The 22,888-nt window shown below is 40.2% G+C and carries 22 protein-coding genes; 9 read left to right on the plus strand and 13 right to left on the minus strand.

The window, feature by feature from the left end:
- Positions 1 to 152: 152 nt before the first annotated feature.
- Positions 153 to 1,856 carry a M61 family metallopeptidase gene (locus B1201_RS15860; protein ID WP_078194379.1) on the minus strand — a complete coding sequence of 568 codons (1,704 nt, stop codon included), beginning with the start codon at positions 1,854 to 1,856 and terminating at the stop codon, positions 153 to 155.
- A 180-nt stretch (positions 1,857 to 2,036) separates the two neighbouring features.
- Between B1201_RS15860 and B1201_RS15865 the strand changes: the two genes are divergently transcribed.
- From B1201_RS15865 to B1201_RS15875, 3 genes are all read left to right on the plus strand, one after another.
- Positions 2,037 to 3,350 (plus strand): D-alanyl-D-alanine carboxypeptidase PBP6B, encoded by a 1,314-nt coding sequence (locus B1201_RS15865; protein ID WP_078194380.1) that lies wholly within the window; start codon positions 2,037 to 2,039, stop codon positions 3,348 to 3,350.
- A gap of 103 nt (positions 3,351 to 3,453) precedes the next feature.
- Positions 3,454 to 4,755: an NAD(P)/FAD-dependent oxidoreductase gene (locus B1201_RS15870; protein WP_078194382.1), complete on the plus strand. Its 1,302-nt coding sequence runs from the start codon at positions 3,454 to 3,456 to the stop codon at positions 4,753 to 4,755.
- 136 nt (positions 4,756 to 4,891) lie between these two features.
- A complete protein-coding gene (locus B1201_RS15875; RefSeq protein WP_078194383.1) occupies positions 4,892 to 5,374 on the plus strand; it encodes an FKBP-type peptidyl-prolyl cis-trans isomerase in 483 nt (160 codons plus the stop codon).
- Positions 5,375 to 5,530: 156 nt separating this feature from the next.
- Here the strand turns inward: B1201_RS15875 and B1201_RS15880 are convergent, their stop codons facing one another.
- The 6 genes from B1201_RS15880 to B1201_RS15905 all read right to left on the minus strand — a co-directional run bounded on the left by B1201_RS15880 (position 5,531) and on the right by B1201_RS15905 (position 11,154).
- Complete coding sequence (locus B1201_RS15880) at positions 5,531 to 6,310, minus strand: M48 family metallopeptidase (RefSeq protein ID WP_078194384.1); 780 nt, start codon at positions 6,308 to 6,310, stop codon at positions 5,531 to 5,533.
- Between the two features lie 112 nt (positions 6,311 to 6,422).
- Positions 6,423 to 6,731, minus strand: coding sequence for a hypothetical protein (locus B1201_RS15885; protein WP_078194385.1), 309 nt, complete (start codon positions 6,729 to 6,731; stop codon positions 6,423 to 6,425).
- Between the two features lie 97 nt (positions 6,732 to 6,828).
- Positions 6,829 to 7,632: a M48 family metallopeptidase gene (locus B1201_RS15890; protein WP_078194387.1), complete on the minus strand. Its 804-nt coding sequence runs from the start codon at positions 7,630 to 7,632 to the stop codon at positions 6,829 to 6,831.
- A 192-nt stretch (positions 7,633 to 7,824) separates the two neighbouring features.
- On the minus strand, positions 7,825 to 9,144 hold the full coding sequence (locus B1201_RS15895) for an adenylosuccinate synthase (protein WP_078189071.1): 1,320 nt from the start codon (positions 9,142 to 9,144) through the stop codon (positions 7,825 to 7,827).
- 66 nt (positions 9,145 to 9,210) lie between these two features.
- Positions 9,211 to 10,377, minus strand: coding sequence for an ATP phosphoribosyltransferase regulatory subunit (locus B1201_RS15900; RefSeq protein ID WP_078194388.1), 1,167 nt, complete (start codon positions 10,375 to 10,377; stop codon positions 9,211 to 9,213).
- 321 nt (positions 10,378 to 10,698) lie between these two features.
- A complete protein-coding gene (locus tag B1201_RS15905) occupies positions 10,699 to 11,154 on the minus strand; it encodes an Lrp/AsnC family transcriptional regulator (RefSeq protein ID WP_078194390.1) in 456 nt (151 codons plus the stop codon).
- A gap of 142 nt (positions 11,155 to 11,296) precedes the next feature.
- On the opposite strand from B1201_RS15905, the gene B1201_RS15910 reads away from it, so the two are divergent.
- Complete coding sequence (locus B1201_RS15910) at positions 11,297 to 12,043, plus strand: AzlC family ABC transporter permease (RefSeq protein WP_078194431.1); 747 nt, start codon at positions 11,297 to 11,299, stop codon at positions 12,041 to 12,043.
- On the plus strand, positions 12,040 to 12,339 hold the full coding sequence (locus B1201_RS15915) for an AzlD family protein (RefSeq protein ID WP_078194391.1): 300 nt from the start codon (positions 12,040 to 12,042) through the stop codon (positions 12,337 to 12,339). The genes B1201_RS15910 and B1201_RS15915 overlap by 4 nt, the downstream gene beginning before the upstream one ends.
- A 163-nt stretch (positions 12,340 to 12,502) precedes the next feature.
- Here B1201_RS15915 and B1201_RS15920 read toward each other — a convergent pair whose 3' ends face one another.
- A complete protein-coding gene (locus B1201_RS15920) occupies positions 12,503 to 12,805 on the minus strand; it encodes a hypothetical protein (RefSeq protein WP_078194432.1) in 303 nt (100 codons plus the stop codon).
- A 199-nt stretch (positions 12,806 to 13,004) separates the two neighbouring features.
- Entirely contained in the window at positions 13,005 to 14,033 is a 1,029-nt protein-coding gene (locus B1201_RS15925) for a type I glyceraldehyde-3-phosphate dehydrogenase (RefSeq protein ID WP_078194393.1), read from the minus strand.
- Between the two features lie 574 nt (positions 14,034 to 14,607).
- Here B1201_RS15925 and alaS point away from each other — a divergent pair.
- The 3 genes from alaS (at position 14,608) to csrA (ending at position 19,431) form a co-directional block, all read left to right on the plus strand.
- Positions 14,608 to 17,301: an alanine--tRNA ligase gene (gene alaS / locus B1201_RS15930; protein WP_171263822.1), complete on the plus strand. Its 2,694-nt coding sequence runs from the start codon at positions 14,608 to 14,610 to the stop codon at positions 17,299 to 17,301.
- A gap of 346 nt (positions 17,302 to 17,647) precedes the next feature.
- Positions 17,648 to 18,928 carry an aspartate kinase gene (locus B1201_RS15935; RefSeq protein WP_078194395.1) on the plus strand — a complete coding sequence of 427 codons (1,281 nt, stop codon included), beginning with the start codon at positions 17,648 to 17,650 and terminating at the stop codon, positions 18,926 to 18,928.
- Between the two features lie 248 nt (positions 18,929 to 19,176).
- Complete coding sequence (csrA, locus tag B1201_RS15940; RefSeq protein ID WP_078189080.1) at positions 19,177 to 19,431, plus strand: carbon storage regulator CsrA; 255 nt, start codon at positions 19,177 to 19,179, stop codon at positions 19,429 to 19,431.
- A gap of 95 nt (positions 19,432 to 19,526) precedes the next feature.
- On the opposite strand, the gene rnhB is transcribed toward csrA, so the two are convergent.
- Together rnhB and B1201_RS15950 are read right to left on the minus strand one after the other, a co-directional pair.
- Positions 19,527 to 20,093, minus strand: a complete 567-nt coding sequence (rnhB, locus tag B1201_RS15945; protein WP_078194397.1) for a ribonuclease HII — start codon at positions 20,091 to 20,093, stop codon at positions 19,527 to 19,529.
- 93 nt (positions 20,094 to 20,186) lie between these two features.
- Positions 20,187 to 20,576, minus strand: coding sequence for a hypothetical protein (locus tag B1201_RS15950; RefSeq protein ID WP_078189082.1), 390 nt, complete (start codon positions 20,574 to 20,576; stop codon positions 20,187 to 20,189).
- A gap of 212 nt (positions 20,577 to 20,788) precedes the next feature.
- Between B1201_RS15950 and B1201_RS15955 the strand changes: the two genes are divergently transcribed.
- Positions 20,789 to 21,346 (plus strand): cytochrome b, encoded by a 558-nt coding sequence (locus B1201_RS15955; protein WP_078194398.1) that lies wholly within the window; start codon positions 20,789 to 20,791, stop codon positions 21,344 to 21,346.
- A gap of 52 nt (positions 21,347 to 21,398) precedes the next feature.
- Here the strand turns inward: B1201_RS15955 and B1201_RS15960 are convergent, their stop codons facing one another.
- A complete protein-coding gene (locus B1201_RS15960) occupies positions 21,399 to 21,773 on the minus strand; it encodes a hypothetical protein (protein WP_078194399.1) in 375 nt (124 codons plus the stop codon).
- A 56-nt stretch (positions 21,774 to 21,829) separates the two neighbouring features.
- Positions 21,830 to 22,831, minus strand: coding sequence for an adenosine deaminase (locus tag B1201_RS15965; RefSeq protein WP_078194401.1), 1,002 nt, complete (start codon positions 22,829 to 22,831; stop codon positions 21,830 to 21,832).
- Between the last annotated feature and the right edge of the window lie 57 nt (positions 22,832 to 22,888).

The following is a 22,888-nucleotide window of genomic DNA, read 5'->3' on the forward strand; positions in this document are numbered from 1 at the left end:
AATTTTTAAAGTAATTTAATACGTTCAGTACATGAATGTTTTAATGACTATGGGCAAGAATAAATGCCGACAAAATACTAATCAATTAGAATTTCAACAATAAAACCCATACGAGTGTATGGGTTTTATCTAACAAGTTAATTAGATTTGCATTAAGCCTTCAACCACTTCTCCGCTTTAGCCTGATCTTCCACTTTAAGTTCAACTTCAGTTAATTCTGAACCTGCAGCTTTCACTTCAAAACTCATCAGCTCATCACGGCGGAATGCTAGTACGGTATAAGTTCCGTCTTGCTTGGCATATTTTTCTGCCAATTTAACGGTTGCTTTTAGACCATCAATTGCAATAATCACATCGTTCGCAGACAAGCCAGCTTTTGCAGCTGCACCATCACGACGAGCGGACTGAACCAACATTCCTTCAGGCTTATCAGCAAGTTTTAGACCAAATGGCAATGATTTGTCATTTTTTAGCGTATAACTTAAGCCAAACTCAGGGAATAACTGATCTAACGGCAATTCATCTGTAGTATTAATCAAATGATTGATTTGTTCTAACCAATCATCACCTGTTAATTCATTACATAAATTGAAAATAGTCCGTTCATTGACTTGAATGCCATTTTGTGCATTTTCATATAGCTTACGCATTAAGGCATCAAGACTTGAACCACGTAGGCGTAAGCCAAGGTCTAAACACAGCGCCACGAGGCAGCCTTTATTATAGTAACTGGTACCTGCATTATTTGAGTTTTCATCCTGACGGTAGAATTTCACCCATGCATCAAAGCTTGATTCAGCAACGGTTTGAATTTCACGACCCGGATTTTGCAAATAGCGATCAATTTGTGCTTTTAAAAGCTTGATATAAGAATCCTGATTAATCACACCGCTACGCAGCAAGATCAAATCATCATAATACGATGTGAAACCTTCAAAAATCCAAAGCAAAGAGGTATAGCCTTCTTTGTTGAGGTCATAATTCACAAAGTTTTCTGGACGGATAAATTTTACCAACCATGAGTGGAAATATTCATGGCTGCATAAACCTAAAAAACGTTGATAATCTGCTGATGGTTCTACAGGTTCATTAGCTTTTGGTAAATCATCACGCGGGCTAATTAAACTCGTACTGTTTGGATGTTCCAAACCACCATAGCTATTCGCCGTTGCCATGGTCATAAAGGTATAGTCTTTAAATGGTGCTGAACCAAACATAGAAATTTCTGTCGAACAAATTTTTTCGATGTCTTGCTGCATACGCTGTGCGTTCATGGCATGTTTGCCCGAAACCACAAATTCGTGTGGAATGCCGTTGGCTTCAAAACTGAAACGAGTTTGTTCCGCCAGTTCAAACGGTGCATCAATCAACTGAGCATAGTTATCTGCATATAAGGTATAACGACCTTTCACTAAACTTTTTGACTTTAATCCTGTCGCAAGTTGGAAATGCTTTAACTCGGGTGGCAAGAAAACTTCAACCTCAATGGCTGTATGTTCTTGGTCAACTAAACCTAAACATGCGCAAGCTGGATTGACGTATAAACGGCTTTGATCAACATAAGCACCACGGACCGACAAATCGAAGGCATATACATCATATTCAACCGTGATCAACTCATGATCTGTATTGAATAAGCGCCATTTATTTTTTTCAAATTTCTCAATTTGTAACAAACGCCCATCTTCATCATAAGCTCGAACAGCTTCGATATGCTTCGAAAATTCTCGGATTAAGTAACTTCCGGGAATCCAAGTTGGTAAAGAAAGCACCTGTGTTGGATTTGCCAAAAAACGTGCAGTGACATGGACTAGATGCTGACGATAATCGTCAAATTCGATTTGATAATGCAACATAATGGGCGATATAAAATTAGTAAAAGATAACTTATCAATTAGATTAACATTTTTTACAACTGAATGCGGAACTGTCGTAATTGTCTACAATTATGACTAGTCAGCAGAAAAAAAAAGGCATAGCATGCCTAAAAATTTTTTCGTTTTACCACCAACGGAATGGTTGGTTAAGGAACCTCATTGAAACACGTGATCTACCTCATCGCGCTGCTTAGTTTTCTATGCTCCACGATAGCAAATGCTGCCCTTTTAAATATTGTCCCTGAAACCGTTGAAGCTGAAGCTTGGACCATTTTAGACCCTCAGTCGGGTCAGGTGATTGCAGAACATAATAGCCATGTTCAGCGTGCCCCTGCTTCACTTACCAAAATGATGGTGGCTTATATTGCTCTAAAGGAAATTAAAGCAGGTCATTTAAAGAAAAATGAAATCCTAACCGCAACCCCAGTTGTACAAGTGGTTCAATGGGATGAATCACAAATGTATCTCAAAACAGGCGAACAAATTTCAGTTGATCAGCTTTTGGCAGGTCTTGTGGTCATGTCTGCCAATGATGCCGCTGTGACTTTAGCTGAACGCATTTCTGGTGATATTCCAAAATTTATTGAACGCATGAACAAAGAAGCTAAAGCTTTGGGCATGAATGATACCAATTTTCAAAATCCAGCCGGTATTACCATGCCAGAACATTATTCATCGGCGGCTGACCTTGCACGTTTAGGGCAAGCACTGGTGACTGAAACACCTGACTATTTGAATTATTCTAAACAACAAAGTTTTAGTTATAATCACCGTTTCCACCATGCAACTAATATTTTACTCAAACAAGATCCTACCGTGGATGGTTTAAAAACAGGTTTTACTAAAGCTGCAGGTTATAATTTAGCTTTAACAGCCAACCGTTTGATCGCGAATCCTGACGCGCCAGAACGTCGTTTGATTGTTGTGGTATTAGGGGCAAAAAGTGGATTAAAACGTGCAGAAGTAGCACACAACCTCATGAACTTGGCTTATACCTATACACGTAATGAAGTTGCAATCAAAGATAAGCAATTAATTGCAGAATTACCTGTGGTTAAATCAACCTTGAAAATGTTTAAGGTGGAAACTCAACAACCTAAGCTGATTACTACTTCACTTTATGATCAAGCTTATGCCATCGATTTAAAAGCGTTTGACCCTACGCAGCAACGTATTCTTTTAAATACCGGCAATGGTCAAATTCAAGCCATTGAACCACTTCATGAAACGCAGACTAAATTGAGTGTTGAAGTGAAGGAAAAAGAACTTACTGCGCCTTTGGCTGAAGTGATGAAATTAGCGACCGTTACGGTTTATCAAAATAACCAACTGATTAATACCTTTGATATTGAAGATGACGTACAAATTGAAGAAGCCAATGTTTTTGAGCGTTTCATGATGTGGATCAAAGGCCTTTTTAGCATCTTTAATACTGATTCAGCAGAAGTTAAAACCTACCCTTTAGGTCAATGATGTGATTATGTAACTTGTAAGACAATTCGTTATTCGTGCAAAAAAGAAGATGGCATACTCGTGCCATCTTCTTTTTTTCAACAATAATAAAATAGGTAATTCAATGAATAACGCTGATCACTCCAAGTTACACCATATTGTTATTGTCGGTGGTGGTGCCGGTGGTTTAGAACTGGTTACCCAACTCGGTGATTTACTCGGTAAAAAAAAGAAAGCGCGCATTACCCTTGTTGACATGAAACTCACGCATGTCTGGAAACCCCTCTTACATGAAATTGCCGCAGGTACAATGTCGGTTAGTGAAGAAGAAATTAACTATTATGCGCATGCTGCGAAGCATCATTATGAATTTGTCTTGGCTAAGTTTGAAGATATCAATCCTGCTGAAAAAACCATTCAGCTTAGCAAAGTCCAACAAGGTAAATATGAATCTACTCAAGAACAACTGCAACTGAGTTATGACACCCTTGTTCTTGCTTTAGGCTCAGTTTCCAACGATTTCAACACGCCGGGCGTGTATGAACATTGTCACTATTTGGACAGCCTGCAACAAGCTGAAATCTTCCAACAAGATCTCTTACAGTTGTATTTGGATGCACAAAATAGTAATACAGCACGTGAGTTGAAAATTGCCATTATTGGCGCAGGTGCAACGGGTGTTGAACTTTCAGCAGAATTGGTTGAAGCAAAAAATAATTTTTATAAATATGGTTTAAATAAAATTCATCCTCAAAGCGTACAGATCAATTTGATTGAAGGTGCTGATCGGATTCTGCCTGCACTCCCTGAAAAAATGGCCGAGCATGCACAGCAGCAATTACAACGCATGAAAATTGAGGTCTTAACCTCTAAACGTGTGGAAAAAGTCGATGCTGAACATGTTTATTTTAATGATGGAAGCAAAATTAAAGCCGAACTAAAAGTTTGGGCGGCAGGCATTAAAACACCAGAAGTAATTTCTAAACTTGAAGGCTTTGAAAAAGACCGCATGGGGCGTTTAAGTGTATATGCAACATTACAAACTAAGGCACACCCAGATATTTTCGCGTTTGGTGATTGTGCACATTGCCAACCGCGTGCAGATGAGCCTGTCCTCGGCCCACGCGCTCAAGTTGCTAGCCAACAAGCGTCATTTCTCGTGGATTGTTTAAAGGCGCGTATCCGTGGTCAACAACTCCCAATGTTCGTATTTTCAGACAAAGGCTCCCTAGTCTCATTAAGCAAGCATAAAGCGGTTGGTGAACTTTTAGGTCAGGTCAATGTTCAAGGCTTTGTTGCCAAATCAATGTACGTTTCACTTTATCGAATGCATCAAGCCACAATTTACGGCTACGCACATGCAGGACTATTAACGGCTAAAGATTTTGTTACACGAAAAATTGCGCCTAAAATTAAATTGCATTGAAATTTACAGATTTGCCCCGATTAATGAAAAAATCATCATAAACATTTAAAAATTGCATTTTTTTGATAAATTTAGTCTACAAAAGTGCAATTTCACTTTATGATGTAACCCTTAAAAAATTGAATGGATCAATAACATGACTGCTATTGCAAATAACTCTGTGGTTTCTTTCCACTACACATTGACTAATGCAGAGGGTGAAACTCTCGACCAATCTCAAGGTGAGCCACTAGCATATTTGCACGGCGCTGGTAACATCATTCCAGGTCTTGAAAAAGCTCTTTTAGGAAAAACAGTTGGTGAAAAATTCACTGTAACTGTACCTGCTGCCGAAGGTTATGGCGAATACAACCCTGATCTCGTTCAAGAAGTTCCTGCTCAAATGTTCCAAGGCGTGGACAACATCCAACCAGGTATGCAATTCCAAGCTCAAACTGATGATGGCGTTCAAATCGTGACAGTTAAAGCTGTTGAAGGCGACAACGTTGTTGTTGATGCAAACTTTCCACTTGCTGGTCAAGATTTAACTTTCGAAGTTGAAATCGTTGAAATCCGTGAGGCTTCTGCTGAAGAACTTGAACACGGTCACGTACACGGTGCAGGCGGTCACCACCACTAAGATCTTCTGATCTCTAATGCAAAAAGGCAAAGTTTTTACTTTGCCTTTTTTATTGCGCCTGATATAGGTATGCCATATAAGAACTTTTCAAACTATTAAATACAAAAAAGCAGGCCACGGCCTGCTTTTTTAAAACGGATAATTAATTCTTATGAATTAACGACGTTGATTATAAATCTGCTGCGCTGCGGGTAGATTTTTACGCATCGCTTCAATACGTTGTGAGTTTGATGGATGCGTAGACAGGAATGATGAACCTCCCGCACCTTCAAGCTTATTCATTTTTTCCCAAAGCGTAATCGCCGCTTGTGGGTTATAACCTGCACGTGCCATTAACATTAAGCCACCTTGGTCTGCACGGCTTTCCAAAGAACGTGAATAAGGCAGACCTATACCAATTTGACTACCCAACTGCGCGGCCGCAGTACCCAATTGACCGACATTATTACCTGCCGCACTTAAACCAATATTCAATGCAAGATCAGTTAAGGCTTGCGCTCCCAATTTACTTTTTGCATGCTCTTCAAGAGCATGGACCATTTCATGTCCCATAACTGCTGCAATTTCTGCATCGGTTAAATTCAGTTTATTGACGATACCTGTATAAAATACAACTTTACCGCCTGGAGCGACAAAGGCATTGACTTGATCAGATTTCATGACCGCCAATTGCCATTGGAACGCTTGACCCGTTTGGTTCATTTGGTCTGCATAAGGACGCAGTTTTTGGAATACAGTATTAATGCGCTTATATGTACTCGAAGAGGTATCGAGCTGATTTTTAGAACGCGCATCTGTCACCATTTTGTTATAACTTTGTGTTGCTTGCGCGTTCAATGTAGCAGTATCCGCTCCTGCCATATCTGCCACTGTCGCACAGCCTGAAATCGTCATTACACCGGCCATACACAGGCTCGTTAGAATAATTTTTTTCATTAAGGATACTCCAGACCATTAAAATATAAGTGAATTTATGGATATTATATTCTTATGGTTCGGAGCTTAAAACGAAGTTATAGCGACTTATAATAGTAATTATGTAATTTTTTTAAGCTGAAAATTGAAGAACCAACCAATAGATTAAACAAACCACATTCAAGCCTAAATACACATGCATTAATGGCTTGATTTTTTCTTCTAACTGCACATTTTTTCGCTTAAAAAATAGGACAGCATTTTGTATCAAAACTATAGGTACAAGAATACATGCAATAATCACCGACAAACCAATTAGAGCTTGATAAATCAATTGAGGGTCTTGAGTTTGGGCACGAATAATCATCATGGCAATGGTAGGTGCTCCCCCCATCGCAAATAATAAAGAATAAAAAATGGTGGTCGAAATATTCTTTTGCATCCTGCACTTCTCTTCCAAATTCAAATTGCATTTTAGCAACTCAACACAATGTGTATAGCGTACTAAAATGCAACTTTAGTCTTGAAAACAGCCGATATTAACGACGCACACTCGAAGGTGTCGCATTTTTATAATATTGCTGTGCTTCTGGCATCATTTTTTGCATAGCAGCAATACGGTCATTATTGCTTGGGTGTGTAGACATAAATTTGCTCAGTGCATCATTGCCACTGTTGTCATTTGCATTCATTTTTTTCCACAACGAGATCGCTGCTTCTGGGTTGTATCCAGCTTTTGCCATCATCACTAGGCCACCTTTATCCGCGCGGCTTTCCAAATTACGTGAATACGGTAAGCCCACACCGAACTGACTACCCAAATCAAGCAAGGTTGCACCATAGCCGCCTGCAGCATTGCCTACATATTGTGAACCGATACTCACCGCAAGATTGGTCAGTGCTGAAGCGCCAATTTTATTTTTTGCATGTTCTTCTAAGGCATGCACCATTTCGTGGCCCATGATTGCTGCGACTTCATCATCCGTCAGTTTGAGGGTTTCGACGATTCCTGTATAGAAAACAACTTTCCCGCCGGGTGCAACATAGGCATTGATTTCTTTAGACTTGATCACGGCAACTTTCCAATCAAAAGCCTGACCCGTTTGATTCATCTGATCTGCAAATGGTTTCATTTTCCAGAAAACACGGTTTACTTTTTGATAAGTCGCAGACTTGGTATCGAGCACTTGTTTGGTCTGAGCGTCTTTCAGCATTGCGTTATAAGACTGTGTTGCCTGTAAGTTCAAAGATGCAGAATCAGCACCTGCAAGATCAGCAATCGTGGTACAACCTGATAAAGAAGCTGCTACGGCAAAGCATGCCAAAGATTTTTTATAATTCATCATGATCTCTAGTTATTTATAAAGAGTGTCAAATATATACAAAAAATTGACTGACTCAATATTTTTATGCTTATTTTTTCAAAATCTTTATTTTTCCATCATTTAAATTTAATCAACTTTTTTGAAGTTGTATTCTTCGTTATATAAAAAAGCCCCGCTTTCGCGAGGCTTTTACATCTTAATTCAACAACATTATGCGTCGAATGGATGACGTAATACGATTGTTTCATCTCGGTCTGGACCAGTTGAAATGATGTCGATTGGACATTCAATCAATTGCTCTAAACGTTTCACGTAGTTAATTGCATTTTGTGGCAATTGATCTAGTGATTTCGCACCGAAAGTAGACTCAGACCAACCTGGCATAGTTTCGTAGATCGGTTTTAAAGTTTCAAATGCAAGCGCATCAGAAGAACCTACACAACCAGAATCAGCTGCTTCGTAACCTACACAGATTTTCACTTCTTCTAAACCATCTAGAACGTCTAGTTTAGTTAAGCAAATACCAGAAAGTGAGTTTACTTCTACTGAACGACGTAGAATTTCAGCATCGAACCAACCACAACGACGTTGACGGCCAGTAGACGCACCAAATTCAGAACCTACAGTACCCAAGTGTTTACCGATCGCATCACCAACATCGTTAGCAGCATCATAAACAAGTTCAGTTGGGAACGGACCTGCACCTACACGAGTTGTGTACGCTTTAGTAATACCCAATACATAGTCAAGGTGTAATGGACCAAGACCTGAACCTGAGCTTACGCCACCAGCTGTTGTATTTGAAGAAGTTACATACGGATATGTCCCGTGATCAACGTCAAGAAGTGAACCTTGCGCGCCTTCAAACATGATTTTCTTACCCGCTTTACGGTAAGCATGAAGTTCGCCAGTAACGTCCATCACCATAGGTTCGATGACTTTACGCCATTCGTCACATAGAGCGATCACATCTTCAACTTTAACTGCTTCAACACCGAAGAATTGAGTCAATTGGAAGTTATGGTATTCAAGAAGCTCTTCTAGTTGAGCTTTAAGATGAGCACCACCACGAACCAAGTCAGCAACACGGATTGCACGACGAGCCACTTTGTCTTCGTATGCAGGACCGATACCACGACCTGTTGTACCAATTTTCGCATTACCACGTTTTTTCTCACGTGCTTGGTCAAGTGCGATATGGTGTGGAAGGATCAATGGACAGTTTGGAGAAATACGTAGACGTTCACGTACAGGCACGCCTTCTTTTTCTAAAACTTCCATTTCGTGGATTAAAGCTTCAGGTGATAAAACAACACCATTACCAATTAAGCACAATACGTTGTCACGTAAAATACCAGATGGAATGAGGTGTAATACAGTTTTCTTACCACCAACCACAAGTGTATGACCTGCGTTGTGTCCACCTTGATAGCGAACTACCGCAGCCGCTTGATCTGTGAGCAGGTCGACGATCTTACCTTTACCTTCGTCGCCCCATTGGGTACCAAGTACCACAACATTCTTGCCCATAATAGCCTCATTGCATCATGCTGTTAAAATTGGAAAAAACGTGTGTGCCCGCAGGCACATCCGAGATTAAATTTGTTTGATTGTCCACTCGCCATTTGCATTCACCAACTGGTGCGTTGCATACGGTGCTGAGCTTAAATCATCATTACCTAACAATTGAACAACACTGAATCCTTCGGTACGTGCTGCCTCAATTGCCTTTAATAAATCTGCTTCGATGCCTTTTGGTGCAACCAAAACTTGGCTTTTCTGAACTTGACCTGCAGTTAATGCATATAAGTCACAAGAGAAACCTGTCGCTGGACGCGCGCGACCGAAGTGTTCACCAATACCATCATAGCGACCGCCTTGAGCCAATGGCGCAGCGCGGTTTGGCGCATATACGGCATACATTAAACCAGTGTGATAGTGATATGAACGAAGTTCAACCACATCGATACCAATATGTAGTTCTGGCCAACGCACCTGAATTGCGGCTTGTGTCGATTTCACTGCATCAAATGCAAGTTTAAATGCTTCGTTATTTAAAACTTCAGCACTTAAATTTGCTTGTAACGCATCTAAATCACTTGCAAAACGACCTAATGTATAGAAGTCAGCACCATTTGGAATGCTTTGTGTGAATTCAGCAAGTTCAGGTAGAGCTTTACGTTGATACAAGTCAGATAACTGACGTTCAACTGCTTTGCTCAAGCCAGCTTGTTTCACCATGCTGCGGAATAAACCGACATGCCCTAAATCAAGATGGATACCATCTGCATGACCTGCTTTAGCAAGCAAGTTGATCATGACATCAATCAGTTCAACGTCAGCATCAATGCTGTCTGAACCAAATAATTCTGCACCTAACTGTAAAGGTGCACGTGTGGTATTAAAACCCTGTGGCTTAGTATGTAGTACTGTACCAGCGTAGCAATAACGAGCTACACCTTCGACAGGATGTACATGCGCATCAATACGAGCCACTTGTGGTGTCATATCGGCACGCACACCAAGCAAACGACCTGAAAGTTGATCGATCACTTTAAAAGTGGCTAAGTCTAAATCTTGATTCGATTCTGAAAGAGAAGATAGAGATTCGATGTATTCAATGAATGGCGTGTACACCAACTGATAACCTCGAGATGCGAGGAAATCTAATGCTTCACGACGCAAAGATTCAATCACTTGCGCCTGTTCTGGCAGTACATCAGCTACACCATCAGGTAATAACCATGTCTCTGAAATGGGCATGTTGTAAACCTAAATTCTTGTCAGCGCGGAACAAATCCGCATAAAAAAATCGGGAGCACACCCGATTTCTCCTAGTTTAGCACGATAGTTTTACGCTTGCACACGACTTTTTCATAAAAGATGATTCAGCATTCATTACTTCATTTACAGCTTTAACTTTTTCAACTAAATACATGTTTATGCTTAGATTTTAAAATCCTGTGAACGTTATTTTCTTAACCATTTGATAAAAAATAATCAGCACCCTGCTTTCTATAGATGAAGTTTTAAACAAAGTTATAAATATGATCAGGCTCAATAACTTAATTTAAGACACGACCATCAATCCAATGGAAGCGCTGTAGTTTGTTTAACGGCCTGTAACGGTATCTCTGTTTTTACATTTTGCACACTGGCAATCTGCGTTAAATGATGAATCTGAAACTTTCGATAGGCTTCTAAATCTGCCACGACGATACGTAAGAAAAAGTCACAATCCCCTGCCATGAGTTGACATTCAACCACCTCAGGCATCGTTTGAATCGCTGCGACAAAATCATTCACGGTTTTTGCATCTTGACCTTTTAGCCAAATCCGCGCAAATACAGTTAAACTTAAATTCAATTTTGACTGATTCAGTAAAGCCACATATTTCTCAATATAGCCTTCATCTTCTAGTTGCCTAACCCGTCTCAAACACGGCGAAGGTGATAAACCAACTAGTTGGGCCAATTCATTATTTTGTAGTTTTCCATTTTGCTGTAATGCTTGCAAAATGCGTTTATCTATCTGATCCATCAATAAAGGCACTAAATTTCACAATAATCTTTATTTTAGCAATTTTATTGCACAATAAAAGCAATCTTCCATAAAATAGCTGCCAAATGCTGCTCAGATATTCATAAAATATTGCTTTTGATCTCGCTTCATGGAAAACGTCATGTTGATGTTTAGACAAAGTACACTCAATCACACCCATTCACAGCATTCTATTGAGTTTAAACGAGGTCTAAAAACATCTATTCCAATGCTGCTGGGCATTATTCCTTTTGCATTAGTTTTGGGTGCTCAGGCAACACATAAAGGCTTTTCTAGTTTAGAAGTACCGCTTTTGACTGGTCTTAACTTTGCAGGTGGTTCTGAATTTGCCATTTTAGAAGTTTGGACCAATCCCCCTAATATTCTCATGCTGATGTTTATTACGTTTTTAGTGAATAGTCGGCACCTATTAATGGGGGCGAGCCTTGTCCCGTATTTACGACATTTACCGAATCGTACGGTTTATACCGCTTTATTTTTTATGTGCGATGAAAGTTGGGCTGTGGGTTTGGCTGATGCGCAAAAAAAATCTAATGTTTTGGGAATTCAGCGCGCCTTTAGTTTGATGTTCTATGCAGGCTTGTGCTGTGCTCTATATCTGATGTGGGTTGGCTTTACCACGCTAGGGGCAATGATCGGGCCGATACTTGGCGATATTAGTCGACTTGGTTTTGACATGGCCTTCCCTGCTGTATTTCTTGTTTTACTGCGTGGTATGTGGAAAGGCTTTAAAGCGGCGCGCCCATGGCTGGTCAGTTTGATTGCCGCATCTCTGGCTTATTTGTATCTCCCCGCGGGCTGGTATGTTCCGATTGGCGCAGTTACGGGTATTGCTTCTGCATTTTTCCTAATTGGAGATGATGCATGATCCACACTAGCACCCTGATCGCGATTCTATTTATAGCCTTAACCACTTACCTGACCCGCATCTTGGGTTATGTGTTACTGAAAAACCGTAGCCTCACCAACAAACAACGTCAAATTATGGAAGTTGTCCCCGGCTGTGTTTTGATATCAGTGATTGCGCCCTATTTTGTCAAAGATAATCCTGCCGATCTGATTGCGATAGCCATTACCCTATTTGCAGCATCACGTTTTTCGTTATTGCCTACCGTTGTGATTAGCATGCTTTCAGCAGCAGTATTAAGACAAATTTTGATTTAACTAAGTAATACGCGATCATGTTTTGAATAACGAAAGAACTACGATTTAAACCCAATGATGATGAATATTAGGAATCATCTTATTGGATAAAAAATACCCATACCTTGAGATCACATGCTTCATGCAGATATCGAGGTGTGGGCAGTCTTTTGTATTTTTTTGATTAGCTTTGGTCTGTCTTGATCACTTTTGCCAAAAGGTTCACCAACTCTGCATTTTGCAATTCAACTTGCTGTAATTTGTGAGTGGTTTGATCTAATACTTCTTGCTGGATATGCATTTTCTTTGCAAGATCTTGCATAATTTCCAAGGTCTTTTTCAGGTTGGCTTCTAAATGCACCACTTTTTCTTCAAGTGGCAAGGTTTCATGCGCGGTAGATTGCGATACGTCACGATTAAACTGTAGCCAAATTAAAAATATAACCGCCAGCGCCAATAATAAAATAAATCCCCAAAGTAACATCAACATCATGCTCAATACTCTTTATATATTTCTTTGACTTTCATCTTAAACAATAAATCGGCTGTGCTTGAATATTTTTTAAAGTTTTTCAATATTTTCAAGCCATATGTAGGTCATTAAGCATGATTTTTCATCTAATTTTAGAAAATAAAAAACACCTACAAGCTAGTAGATGTTTTCTATATTGGATAAGTTTGAATTTTTATAGAGAATGAAAACTTTCACATAAATCGAGCAAGCGGTTCGCATAACCCCATTCATTGTCATACCATGCGAAAACTTTTGCTTGTTTTCCTACCACCATGGTTTGATTCAAATCGACAATCAATGAATAAGGTGAATGATTAAAATCACTTGAGACCAAAGGTTCATCGGTTACTGACATAATTTCATGATAATCAAAACGTGCAGCTTTGCTTAACACTGCATTTAACTCATGCTTGGTGATAAGCGATTGGGACACAAAACTTAAATCGATTGCAGCAACATTGATAGTCGGTACACGAATCGAATAGCCATCGATTCGATCTTCCATTTTCGGCATGACCCGTTTCAATGCCCCTAGAGCTGAAGACGTCGTTGGAATAATATTTTGACCCGAAGCTCGCGCACGACGTAAGTCACGATGTGCATGATCCAATACAGACTGATCCGCAGTCACAGCATGAATTTCTGTCATGAGTGCTGTGTCTATACCAAAGGCATCATCAATAATTTTGACTAAAGGCACCAAAGCCTGCGTGGTACACGACACACTCGAAATAATTTGATCCGTCGCTTTGACTTCATGATGATTAACACCATACACAATCGCAGCATCAACACTGTCAAACGGCGCCGCACCAATAATCACACGTTTGGCACCTGCACCAATATGTTGTGTGGCTGCCTCTCGCGATCTAAATAAACCTGTGCATTCAAGTACCACATCGACATTCAGTTGCTGCCAAGGCAAAAGACTCGGCTGTGCTTCATTTAAAACTTGCACTTTGAGATGCGCTTGAGCACAAGAGATATCTAGAAAAATAGCGCTATCTTGTTCAAGAATTTCGACTTGGCCTGCAAAACGACCATGCGTGGTGTCATATTTAAACAAATGCACCATGGTTTCCACATCAGCGACATCATTTATGGCAACAATTTCATAATGAAATTCTTTTGGATTTTCAAACCAAGCGCGTAATACATTGCGTCCGATTCGACCAAATCCATTAATTGCCACTCGCTGCATGACCAATCCTTCGTTTTGAAACAAAAATAAAGCATCTATATGTTAATGGATTTCAACATGAAAACGTTATCATTTATTCGTTTAATGCTTATTGGGCTTTATTTTTATAAAACTTTAGCACCTGTATAGATCCAAATATTAGCTTTACTAAACATGTACAGCACCAAGATCAAGTTCAATCACTCTTAATAAAATGGATGCAAACATGCAATTTTCCCAATGAACTGAAAAATATAAATGCAAAACACCTTCATGTAGACCATTCATCAACATGTTGAATTTGAACTTTTAAAACCTTTCAAGACATATAAATAAAACGCCGCAACAGTACGCTCACTAGATTAATCAATGAATACTTTCAGCGTTCCAAAGGTTTAAAAATCTAAAAATATAGGTGCCAAATTTAAAACATATAAAAAGTCATAGAGATAGCCGAAAATCATTGGTCACTACACCTTTTTCCGTTATAATTTAGCGTTTTTAAATTTTATGTCAGCATCTCAAGCCAGCTTGAAAATTTTGTAAGACTTGCTTGATAGGCTATTACCAAATCGAAATTAGGAGAGACTTGGTTGTGAGTACTCGTTTTATGACATCAGCTGAAATTCGCGAAGCTTTTTTAAGCTACTTTGAATCGCAAGGGCATACACGTGTCGCGTCGAGTTCTCTGGTACCTGCCAACGACCCAACACTATTGTTCACAAATGCTGGTATGAACCAGTTTAAAGACTGCTTCCTTGGTCTTGAAAAACGTGACTACGTTCGTGCAACATCTTCACAAAAATGTGTCCGTGCCGGCGGTAAACACAACGACCTAGACAACGTTGGTTATACAGCACGTCACCACACGTTCTTTGAAATGTTGGGTAACTTCTCATTTGGTGACTACTTCAAACGTGATGCCATCACATTTGCTTGGGATTTTTTAACCAACGAAAAATGGTTAGGTCTGCCAAAAGATAAACTATATGCCACTGTTTACCATACAGATGACGAAGCATTTGATATCTGGAACAAAGAAATTGGTCTAGACGCTTCACGCATTATCCGTATCGGTGACAACAAAGGCGAAAAATACGCTTCAGATAATTTCTGGGCAATGGGCGATACAGGTCCTTGCGGTCCATGTTCTGAAATCTTCTTTGACCATGGTGACCACATTTGGGGCGGCTTACCGGGCACTCCTGAAGAAGATGGCGATCGTTTCATCGAAATTTGGAACAACGTATTCATGCAGTTCAACCGTACTGCTGATGGTGTTCTGCATGCCCTTCCTGCACCTTCTGTAGATACAGGTATGGGCCTTGAGCGTATTTCTGCAGTTTTACAGCATGTAAACTCAAACTACGAAATTGATCTATTCCAAAACCTACTTAAAGCTGCTGCTGAAATTATTGGTTTAGATACCACTGAACTTGAAGCAAAAGCGCAAGCAGAAAACAAACCAGTTGAATACCCTGCTTCACTTAAAGTTGTGGCTGACCATGCACGTTCTTGCTGCTTCCTGATTGCAGACGGTGTTAACCCGTCTAACGAAGGCCGTGGCTATGTACTTCGCCGTATTATCCGTCGTGCAGTACGTCATGGTAACAAATTGGGTGCGACTGGTTCATTCTTCTACAAAATGTTGCAGCCGTTAATCGAAGTGATGGGTGCTGCTTATCCTGAACTTGCTGCTAACCAGGCACGTATCGAAGCACAGCTTTTGAAAGAAGAAGAACAATTCGCAAAAACTTTAGAGCAAGGTTTGAAATTGCTTGAAAGCGAATTGGCTCAACTTAAAGGTTCAGTGATTCCAGGCGAAACTGTATTTAAACTTTACGATACTTACGGCTTCCCGACTGACTTAACAGCAGACATTGCACGTGAACGTGATCTCACCATTGACGAAGCTGGTTTCGAAGTCGAAATGGCGGCTCAACGTCAACGTGCGCGTGATGCTGGTAAATTTGCTATCGACTACAACTCAATTGTCAAAGTTGAAGGCGAGACTCAATTTGACGGCTATGACGCAACTCAAGGCCAAGGTCAAATTGTTGCAATCTACAAAGATGGCGAACAAGTTGATGAAGTTTTTGAAGGTGACGAAGCGCTGATCGTTCTAAACCAAACTCCTTTCTATGCAGAAAGTGGCGGTCAAGTTGGCGATACAGGTATCTTCAAAAACGAAACTGGTATTTTTGAAGTTCAAGACACCAAAAAATCAGGCGGCGCTTTTGTACACCAAGGCATCGTGACCATGGGTAACTTAAAAGCAGCTCAAGCAGTTGAGGCTATTGTTAAAGCGGATATCCGTGAAGCAACTTCACGCAACCACTCTGCAACTCACCTATTACATGCAGCACTTCGCCAAGTTTTAGGTACGCACGTACAGCAAAAAGGTTCATTGGTTGCAAGCGAACTTTTACGTTTTGACTTTGCCAATGACCAACCTGTTTCATTTGAACAGCTTCAAGAAATTGAACGCATTGTCAATGCCGAAGTGATTGCCAATACTGCTGTTTCAACTGAACTTTTAGACATCGATGCGGCCAAAGAAAAAGGCGCAATGATGTTGTTCGGTGAGAAATACGGTGACGAAGTACGTGTACTTTCAATGGGTACAACCAAAGATGAGAAAAACTTCTCTATCGAACTTTGTGGTGGTATTCACGTAAAACGCACAGGTGACATCGGCCTATTCAAGATTACATCTGAAGGCGGTGTTGCTGCAGGCGTACGTCGTATTGAAGCCGTTACGGGTACTAAGGCAGTTGAAGCTGCGCAAAAAGCAGATCGTGACATTCATGCAATCAACGATTTGCTGAAAGCGCAAAAAGATCAAACTTTAGAAAAAGTTGAAGCTTTGTCTCACACAGCATCTAGCTTGCAAAAACAAATTGAACAATTGAACCAAAAATTGGCAAGCTTCCAAGCCGCTGAGTTATTGAGTCAAGTTCAAGAGATTGCTGGCCGTAAAACATTAATCACCACGGTTCAAGGTGTAGATGCGAAATCACTTCGCAACTTGCACGACGGTGTGAAATCTAAGTTAGACAATGCTGTGATCGTGATCGCAGCGGTTGATGCCGACAAAGTGAGCCTCATTGCTTCGGTTGCTAAAGAATACACTGCTGCTGTAAAAGCAGGTGACATCATCAAACACCTTGGTCAAGAACTTGGCGGTAAAGGTGGTGGTAAACCTGATATGGCTCAAGGTGGTGCGCCTTATAGCGACAAACTTGAAGCGGTAATGACTGACCTCGTTGCATGGTTAGCTGCAAAATAAGACCAAAAGTCCTATAGCTCAAAGTGACTCACCTCCTTTGAGCAAATCAACAGGTTTAAGCAGTGTGTTTTTTAATGCTGGATCCTGCTTAAACACTGTTGATGCGTGAAAGCGCAAACTCAATCATCATGTTGAAACCAATATTCAACCTCTGGCTAAATGATGAAAATGGAGTCTAAAAGGCTGGGTTCATGTGAATCCCCTGCAGACACAAAGTATCTATTTGAACTCCTCCTACCTTGGAGTTCATAAGCTACGTGGTATATTAAAATCGCGCCGAAGTGCGGTCTTAAAATATGTGTAAGTGCTTTAAGTCTTTAGACTTATTTACTTGGTAAGGATAGTTATGGCATTAATCGTTCAAAAATATGGCGGTACCTCAATGGGTACTCCAGAGCGCATTTTAAATGTTGCTCGTCGTGTAAAGCGTTGGCATGATCACGGTCACAAAGTTGTGGTTGTTGTATCTGCAATGAGTGGCGAAACCAATCGTCTACTTGCTTTAGCGAAAGCCATTACCGAAACCCCTGATCCACGCGAATTAGACCAAATGGTGTCTACGGGTGAACAGGTAACGATTTCTATGTTAGCAATGGCACTTAACTCTATTGGTGTTGAAGCTAAATCACTTACAGGCCGTCAAGTCGGTATTAAAACCGACAGCGCATTTACCAAGGCGCGTATTGAAGCGATTGATACGGATGTATTGACTTCAAACCTTGACGCTGGACGTGTCATTGTAGTGGCAGGTTTCCAAGGCTTTGATGCCGAAGGTAACACTACGACTCTAGGTCGTGGTGGTTCTGACACTTCGGGTGTTGCATTGGCAGCTGCACTTAAAGCTGATGAATGTCAGATTTACACAGACGTTGATGGTGTTTACACCACTGACCCTCGTGTCGCTCCAAAAGCGAAAAAAGTTGATCGTATTTCTTTTGAAGAAATGCTTGAAATGGCATCACTTGGTTCTAAAGTCCTTCAAATTCGCTCTGTAGAATTTGCCGGTAAATACCAAGTGCCTTTACGCGTATTATCAAGTTTTGATAATGACGATGATGGCGCATTCGACGAAAACTTTAAACAAAACGTCGGGACACTAATCACCACTGAAGCGGAAGACAACATGGAACAACCAATCATCTCAGGTATCGCGTTCAACCGTGATGAAGCTAAATTAACTATTCTTGGTGTACCGGATAAACCAGGTATCGCTTCAAACATCCTTTCACCAATTGGTGATGCCAATGTTGAAGTGGATATGATTATCCAAAACGTTGAAGAAGACGGCACAACTGATTTCACATTTACAGTTAACCGTAGTGAATTATCAAAAGCGAAAGCCATTCTTGAAGCGACTGCACAAGAAATTGGTGCACGTGAAGTTGCAACTCGCGCAGACATCGTAAAAGTATCGATTGTTGGTGTTGGTATGCGCTCACACGCAGGTGTTGCAAGCAAAATGTTTACTGCTCTTGCAAAAGAAGGCATTAATATTTTGATGATTTCGACTTCTGAAATCAAAATTTCAGTGATTATTGATGAGAAATACTTAGAGCTTGCTGTACGTGCTCTACACACTGCATTCGGTCTAGACCGTGAAACAGGTGAATCAAGCGCACGTGCTTAATTAACCTTGCTGTGTGTCAAAATTTGTCATTGTTAGACAGATTTTGAAAAACATCGTAAAAATTCAGAGCCACTATAGTTTTTTTTATAGTGGCTCTGTTATATTAAACCTGAGGATTTTAAAATTTACTCAGTTTGCGACTGTCACAATGATTGTTTCAGATGCACTGCTAAATTTTTTGCTTTTACAAGTTATGAATTTTACATAACAGATCATTTGCAGGTTTTGCATTTTGCAAGGAGAGAAACATGCTGATTCTGACTCGTCGTGTCGGAGAAACATTAATGATTGGAGACCAAGTTAGCGTGACTGTACTTGGTGTTAAAGGTAATCAGGTTCGTATTGGCGTGAATGCTCCAAAAGAAGTATCTGTTCATCGTGAAGAAATTTACCAACGAATTCAACATGAACGCGCAATGCACGAACATCTCCAAAACATTGATCAAGAATATCAGCCATCTTTTGAAGAAACTGATTATTCCCAAAATAACTATAATCGCTAAGATTTAAGTTGTTTAAATCATAAAGCGGCTCATTAGGCCGCTTTAAATTTATCTAGAACATGCTTTTACTATAGACGTTCAACTAAGCTTTATTACTACCCTTCTAGAACTTTACGTACGGGGCCAAAACTGCGGCGATGTTCATCAATCACCCCATACTGCGCAATCGCTTCGAAGTGCGCTTTGGTTGGATAGCCCTTGTGTTTCGCAAAACCATACTGTGGATATTTTGCATCTAGCTCAACCATTTCGTGGTCTCGAGTCACTTTTGCCAAAATACTCGCAGCCGAAATCTCTGGATGAATCGCATCTCCGCCTACGACAGCATCACAGCTCATCGCTAAACCGGTTGGGACTTTATTACCATCTACCAATACGTGTTCTGGCTGCACACTGAGTTTTTCCACTGCACGACGCATTGCAAGTAATGATGCTTGCAAAATATTGATCTCATCAATTTCTTGTGCAGAACTTTCAGCAATCGCCCAAGCCAAGGCTTTTTCTTGAATCTCAATAAATAACTTTTCACGTTTTTTTTCAGTGAGTTTCTTAGAATCATTTAAACCTTCAATCGGGTTATTTGGATCTAAAATGACAGCTGCCGCAACAACCGAACCCACCAATGGACCGCGACCCGCTTCATCTGCACCAGCAATTTTCATATATCTCTCACTCAAAATAAAATACGACCCTTAATTTGGATTTGCTGATACACAACAAAACCACTGTTTGGGTCGTATAAAATGTTCTAAATCTTAGTTTTTAAATGTTTCGATCACGCAAGCATTTAAAGTATTTGTCACGATTTTAGCCGCAAGATTAGCTTGTGAAGTTTTATCCATTGCTGCTACAACCAAATCCGTTGCAGTCACGCTAGTTGTCGCTTTCTCGCCTACACATGAACACACTTCAGTTTGTAGTTCAGATTTTTGAGTTTCTGTTAATAGTTTTGAACCTGTTTTCCAGTAGCTGTTGTTATTTAGCTCAGTCACGCATTTCGCTTGAACACCCACTTTAACAGCCATCATTGCCAAGCTGTTTGCTGAAGTTGTACCTGTAGATGTACTTGTACCTGTTGTACCAGTCGCAGCACATGCAGAAAGTACAAGCGCTAATGGCGCTAGAACAGCAACTAATTTTTTCACGAATATTTCCTTTGTTCTGTTAATTAACGCGCATATTGTGCCCCAAATCACACACCATCTGATATGACTATTTAAAATAAATTCGGTAGTTGTGTAGTTAATCATCAAAGCCTGTGTTGCATATTCACAACACAGTGTCCCGATTTTAAACGACGCATATTTTTGTGGTCTGTATTAGAATCTGCATAAGATTGGACGCTTAAATAATCAACATGAGCAATAACACACAATACTACACTCGAACAGCTCAGGTCTTACATTGGCTGATGGCGATCATATTCATGGTGGCATGGTTAATTGGCTTTTATAGTGGCAATTTTCTGAGTTATGACGTCGATGGCAGCTTTAAAGGACAAGTGATTACCCTCCATAAAAATATTGCGACTACGATTATTTTTTTGGTGGTGATACGAATCTTTTGGCGCTATACCCACCCCGCACCTGAATTACCTGACAGCATGTCATCCGGCATGAAAACCTTGGCACATTTGGGTCATTTAGCACTGTATTTTGTACTACTGGCTTTGCCGATCACAGGTTGCTTATTCAGTTGGAGCGCAGGTCACCCGGCCCCTGTCCTGTATTTGTTTGAAATACCACGCTTGGTCCAAGATAATCCTGAATTATTAGCCATCGTGAAACCGCTACATATTTGGATTTCTTGGGCAGCAGGCTTGCTCTTAGTCGGTCATATTTTGGCAGCACTGAAACATCATTTTATTGATAAAGACCATGTGCTCAAAAGCATGACACGACAACCAAAACCCTAACAAAGACAAAATAAAAGCCACATTATGTGGCTTTTATTTTAAGCATTATCTTTTAATTCAGCACTTGCTGAGCACAGCCACGCATACTATTCAAAACCGCTTTAGAAATCAGTTTATTCTTTTCAGTTTCATTCACTGCAGCAGTCATCAGATCTTTCGCACCGATATCATCCATAGCATGCTCACTCACGCACTGACAAATCGCAGCTTGATTGTCTTTTTTCTGTTGAGCACTCATAAACAACGCAGCACCTTTCCAAATTTTAGAACTATTTAACTCTTGCGAGCATTGATATTCAATCACGGGCTTTAGCATACGCTGACTTAAACTTGATTTATCTGCAATGGCAGCCGATGAAATCAATACTACGGCTAAAAATGTAATCGATGAGGCAAATATAGAGCGATTTGAATGAGAGAAAAGCATGATTTAAACATAAAAAAGGCAGTGAATATTCACTGCCTGAGATTATACGCTGATTATTAATTCAACGCTTCAATCTTTTTAATCCAAGTTTGTTTTTCCGCATCTGAAATAAATGATGCTTCAAAAGAGTTAATTGCCAGTTGCTTTAACTCTGCATTGCTTAGATCAAGAGCTTCGGTGATCGCAATAAAGTTATCATTCATATAGCCACCAAAATAAGATGGATCATCTGAATTGACGGTCACATGCACACCTTGTTGCAATAGTCGGCGAATATTATGATCAGCCATATCATTCACCACACAAAGTTTTAAATTACTCAGCGGGCAAACGGTTAATGGCATTTTCTCTGCAATTAAACGCTGCATTAAGACAGGATCTTCTTCTGAACGTACACCATGGTCAACACGATTTACTTTCAGTAGATCCAAGGCTTCCCATACGTATTCTGCTGGACCTTCTTCCCCTGCATGCGCAACAATAAGAAAACCTGCTTCACGTGCTTTGGCAAAAACACGTTCGAATTTTGATGGCGGATGCCCCACTTCACTCGAATCTAAACCGACACCAATAATTTGATCTTTATATGGCAAAGCCTGTTCTAGAGTTGAAAATGCTGCATCTTCAGATAAATGACGTAAGAAACACATAATCAGATGTGAGCTAATGCCCAGTTTCGTTTTAGCATCATCACAAGCGCGTTGTAAGCCATTTAAAACAGTTTCAAAAGCAACACCACGATCTGTATGAGTTTGTGGGTCGAAGAACATTTCGGTATGAACCACATGATCTTCTGCACATTTTTCAAAGTATGCCCATGCTAAATCATAAAAATCTTGCTCATGAATCAGTACATTTGCACCTGCATAATAAATATCTAAAAAAGACTGTAAATTATGAAAATTATACGCTTCTTTTAATTCTTCGACTGATTGATAAGGGATTGCAATATTGTTGCGTTGGGCAATTGCAAACATGAGTTCAGGCTCAAATGTCCCTTCAATATGCACATGTAGCTCTGCTTTTGGCAAAGCACGAATCAGCTCAAGTTGATCCATCTTTTATCCTCATAAAAATAAAAAAGGGTGCAAACTGAGTTTACACCCTTTCGCTAT

Source organism: Acinetobacter sp. ANC 5600 (assembly GCF_002018395.1).
Classification (GTDB): domain Bacteria; phylum Pseudomonadota; class Gammaproteobacteria; order Pseudomonadales; family Moraxellaceae; genus Acinetobacter; species Acinetobacter amyesii.

Excerpts from the sequence above, each read along its gene's own strand:
- B1201_RS15860 (WP_078194379.1), bottom strand. The coding sequence starts at position 1,856 with ATGTTGCATTATCAAATCGAATTTGACGATTATCGTCAGCATCTAGTC.
- B1201_RS15870 (WP_078194382.1), top strand. The coding sequence starts at position 3,454 with ATGAATAACGCTGATCACTCCAAGTTACACCATATTGTTATTGTCGGT.
- B1201_RS15875 (WP_078194383.1), top strand. The coding sequence starts at position 4,892 with ATGACTGCTATTGCAAATAACTCTGTGGTTTCTTTCCACTACACATTG.
- B1201_RS15880 (WP_078194384.1), bottom strand. The coding sequence starts at position 6,310 with ATGAAAAAAATTATTCTAACGAGCCTGTGTATGGCCGGTGTAATGACG.
- B1201_RS15885 (WP_078194385.1), bottom strand. The coding sequence starts at position 6,731 with ATGCAAAAGAATATTTCGACCACCATTTTTTATTCTTTATTATTTGCG.
- B1201_RS15890 (WP_078194387.1), bottom strand. The coding sequence starts at position 7,632 with ATGAATTATAAAAAATCTTTGGCATGCTTTGCCGTAGCAGCTTCTTTA.
- B1201_RS15895 (WP_078189071.1), bottom strand. The coding sequence starts at position 9,144 with ATGGGCAAGAATGTTGTGGTACTTGGTACCCAATGGGGCGACGAAGGT.
- B1201_RS15900 (WP_078194388.1), bottom strand. The coding sequence starts at position 10,377 with ATGCCCATTTCAGAGACATGGTTATTACCTGATGGTGTAGCTGATGTA.
- B1201_RS15905 (WP_078194390.1), bottom strand. The coding sequence starts at position 11,154 with ATGGATCAGATAGATAAACGCATTTTGCAAGCATTACAGCAAAATGGA.
- B1201_RS15910 (WP_078194431.1), top strand. The coding sequence starts at position 11,297 with ATGTTGATGTTTAGACAAAGTACACTCAATCACACCCATTCACAGCAT.
- B1201_RS15915 (WP_078194391.1), top strand. The coding sequence starts at position 12,040 with ATGATCCACACTAGCACCCTGATCGCGATTCTATTTATAGCCTTAACC.
- B1201_RS15925 (WP_078194393.1), bottom strand. The coding sequence starts at position 14,033 with ATGCAGCGAGTGGCAATTAATGGATTTGGTCGAATCGGACGCAATGTA.
- B1201_RS15935 (WP_078194395.1), top strand. The coding sequence starts at position 17,648 with ATGGCATTAATCGTTCAAAAATATGGCGGTACCTCAATGGGTACTCCA.
- csrA (WP_078189080.1), top strand. The coding sequence starts at position 19,177 with ATGCTGATTCTGACTCGTCGTGTCGGAGAAACATTAATGATTGGAGAC.
- rnhB (WP_078194397.1), bottom strand. The coding sequence starts at position 20,093 with ATGAAAATTGCTGGTGCAGATGAAGCGGGTCGCGGTCCATTGGTGGGT.
- B1201_RS15955 (WP_078194398.1), top strand. The coding sequence starts at position 20,789 with ATGAGCAATAACACACAATACTACACTCGAACAGCTCAGGTCTTACAT.
- B1201_RS15960 (WP_078194399.1), bottom strand. The coding sequence starts at position 21,773 with ATGCTTTTCTCTCATTCAAATCGCTCTATATTTGCCTCATCGATTACA.
- B1201_RS15965 (WP_078194401.1), bottom strand. The coding sequence starts at position 22,831 with ATGGATCAACTTGAGCTGATTCGTGCTTTGCCAAAAGCAGAGCTACAT.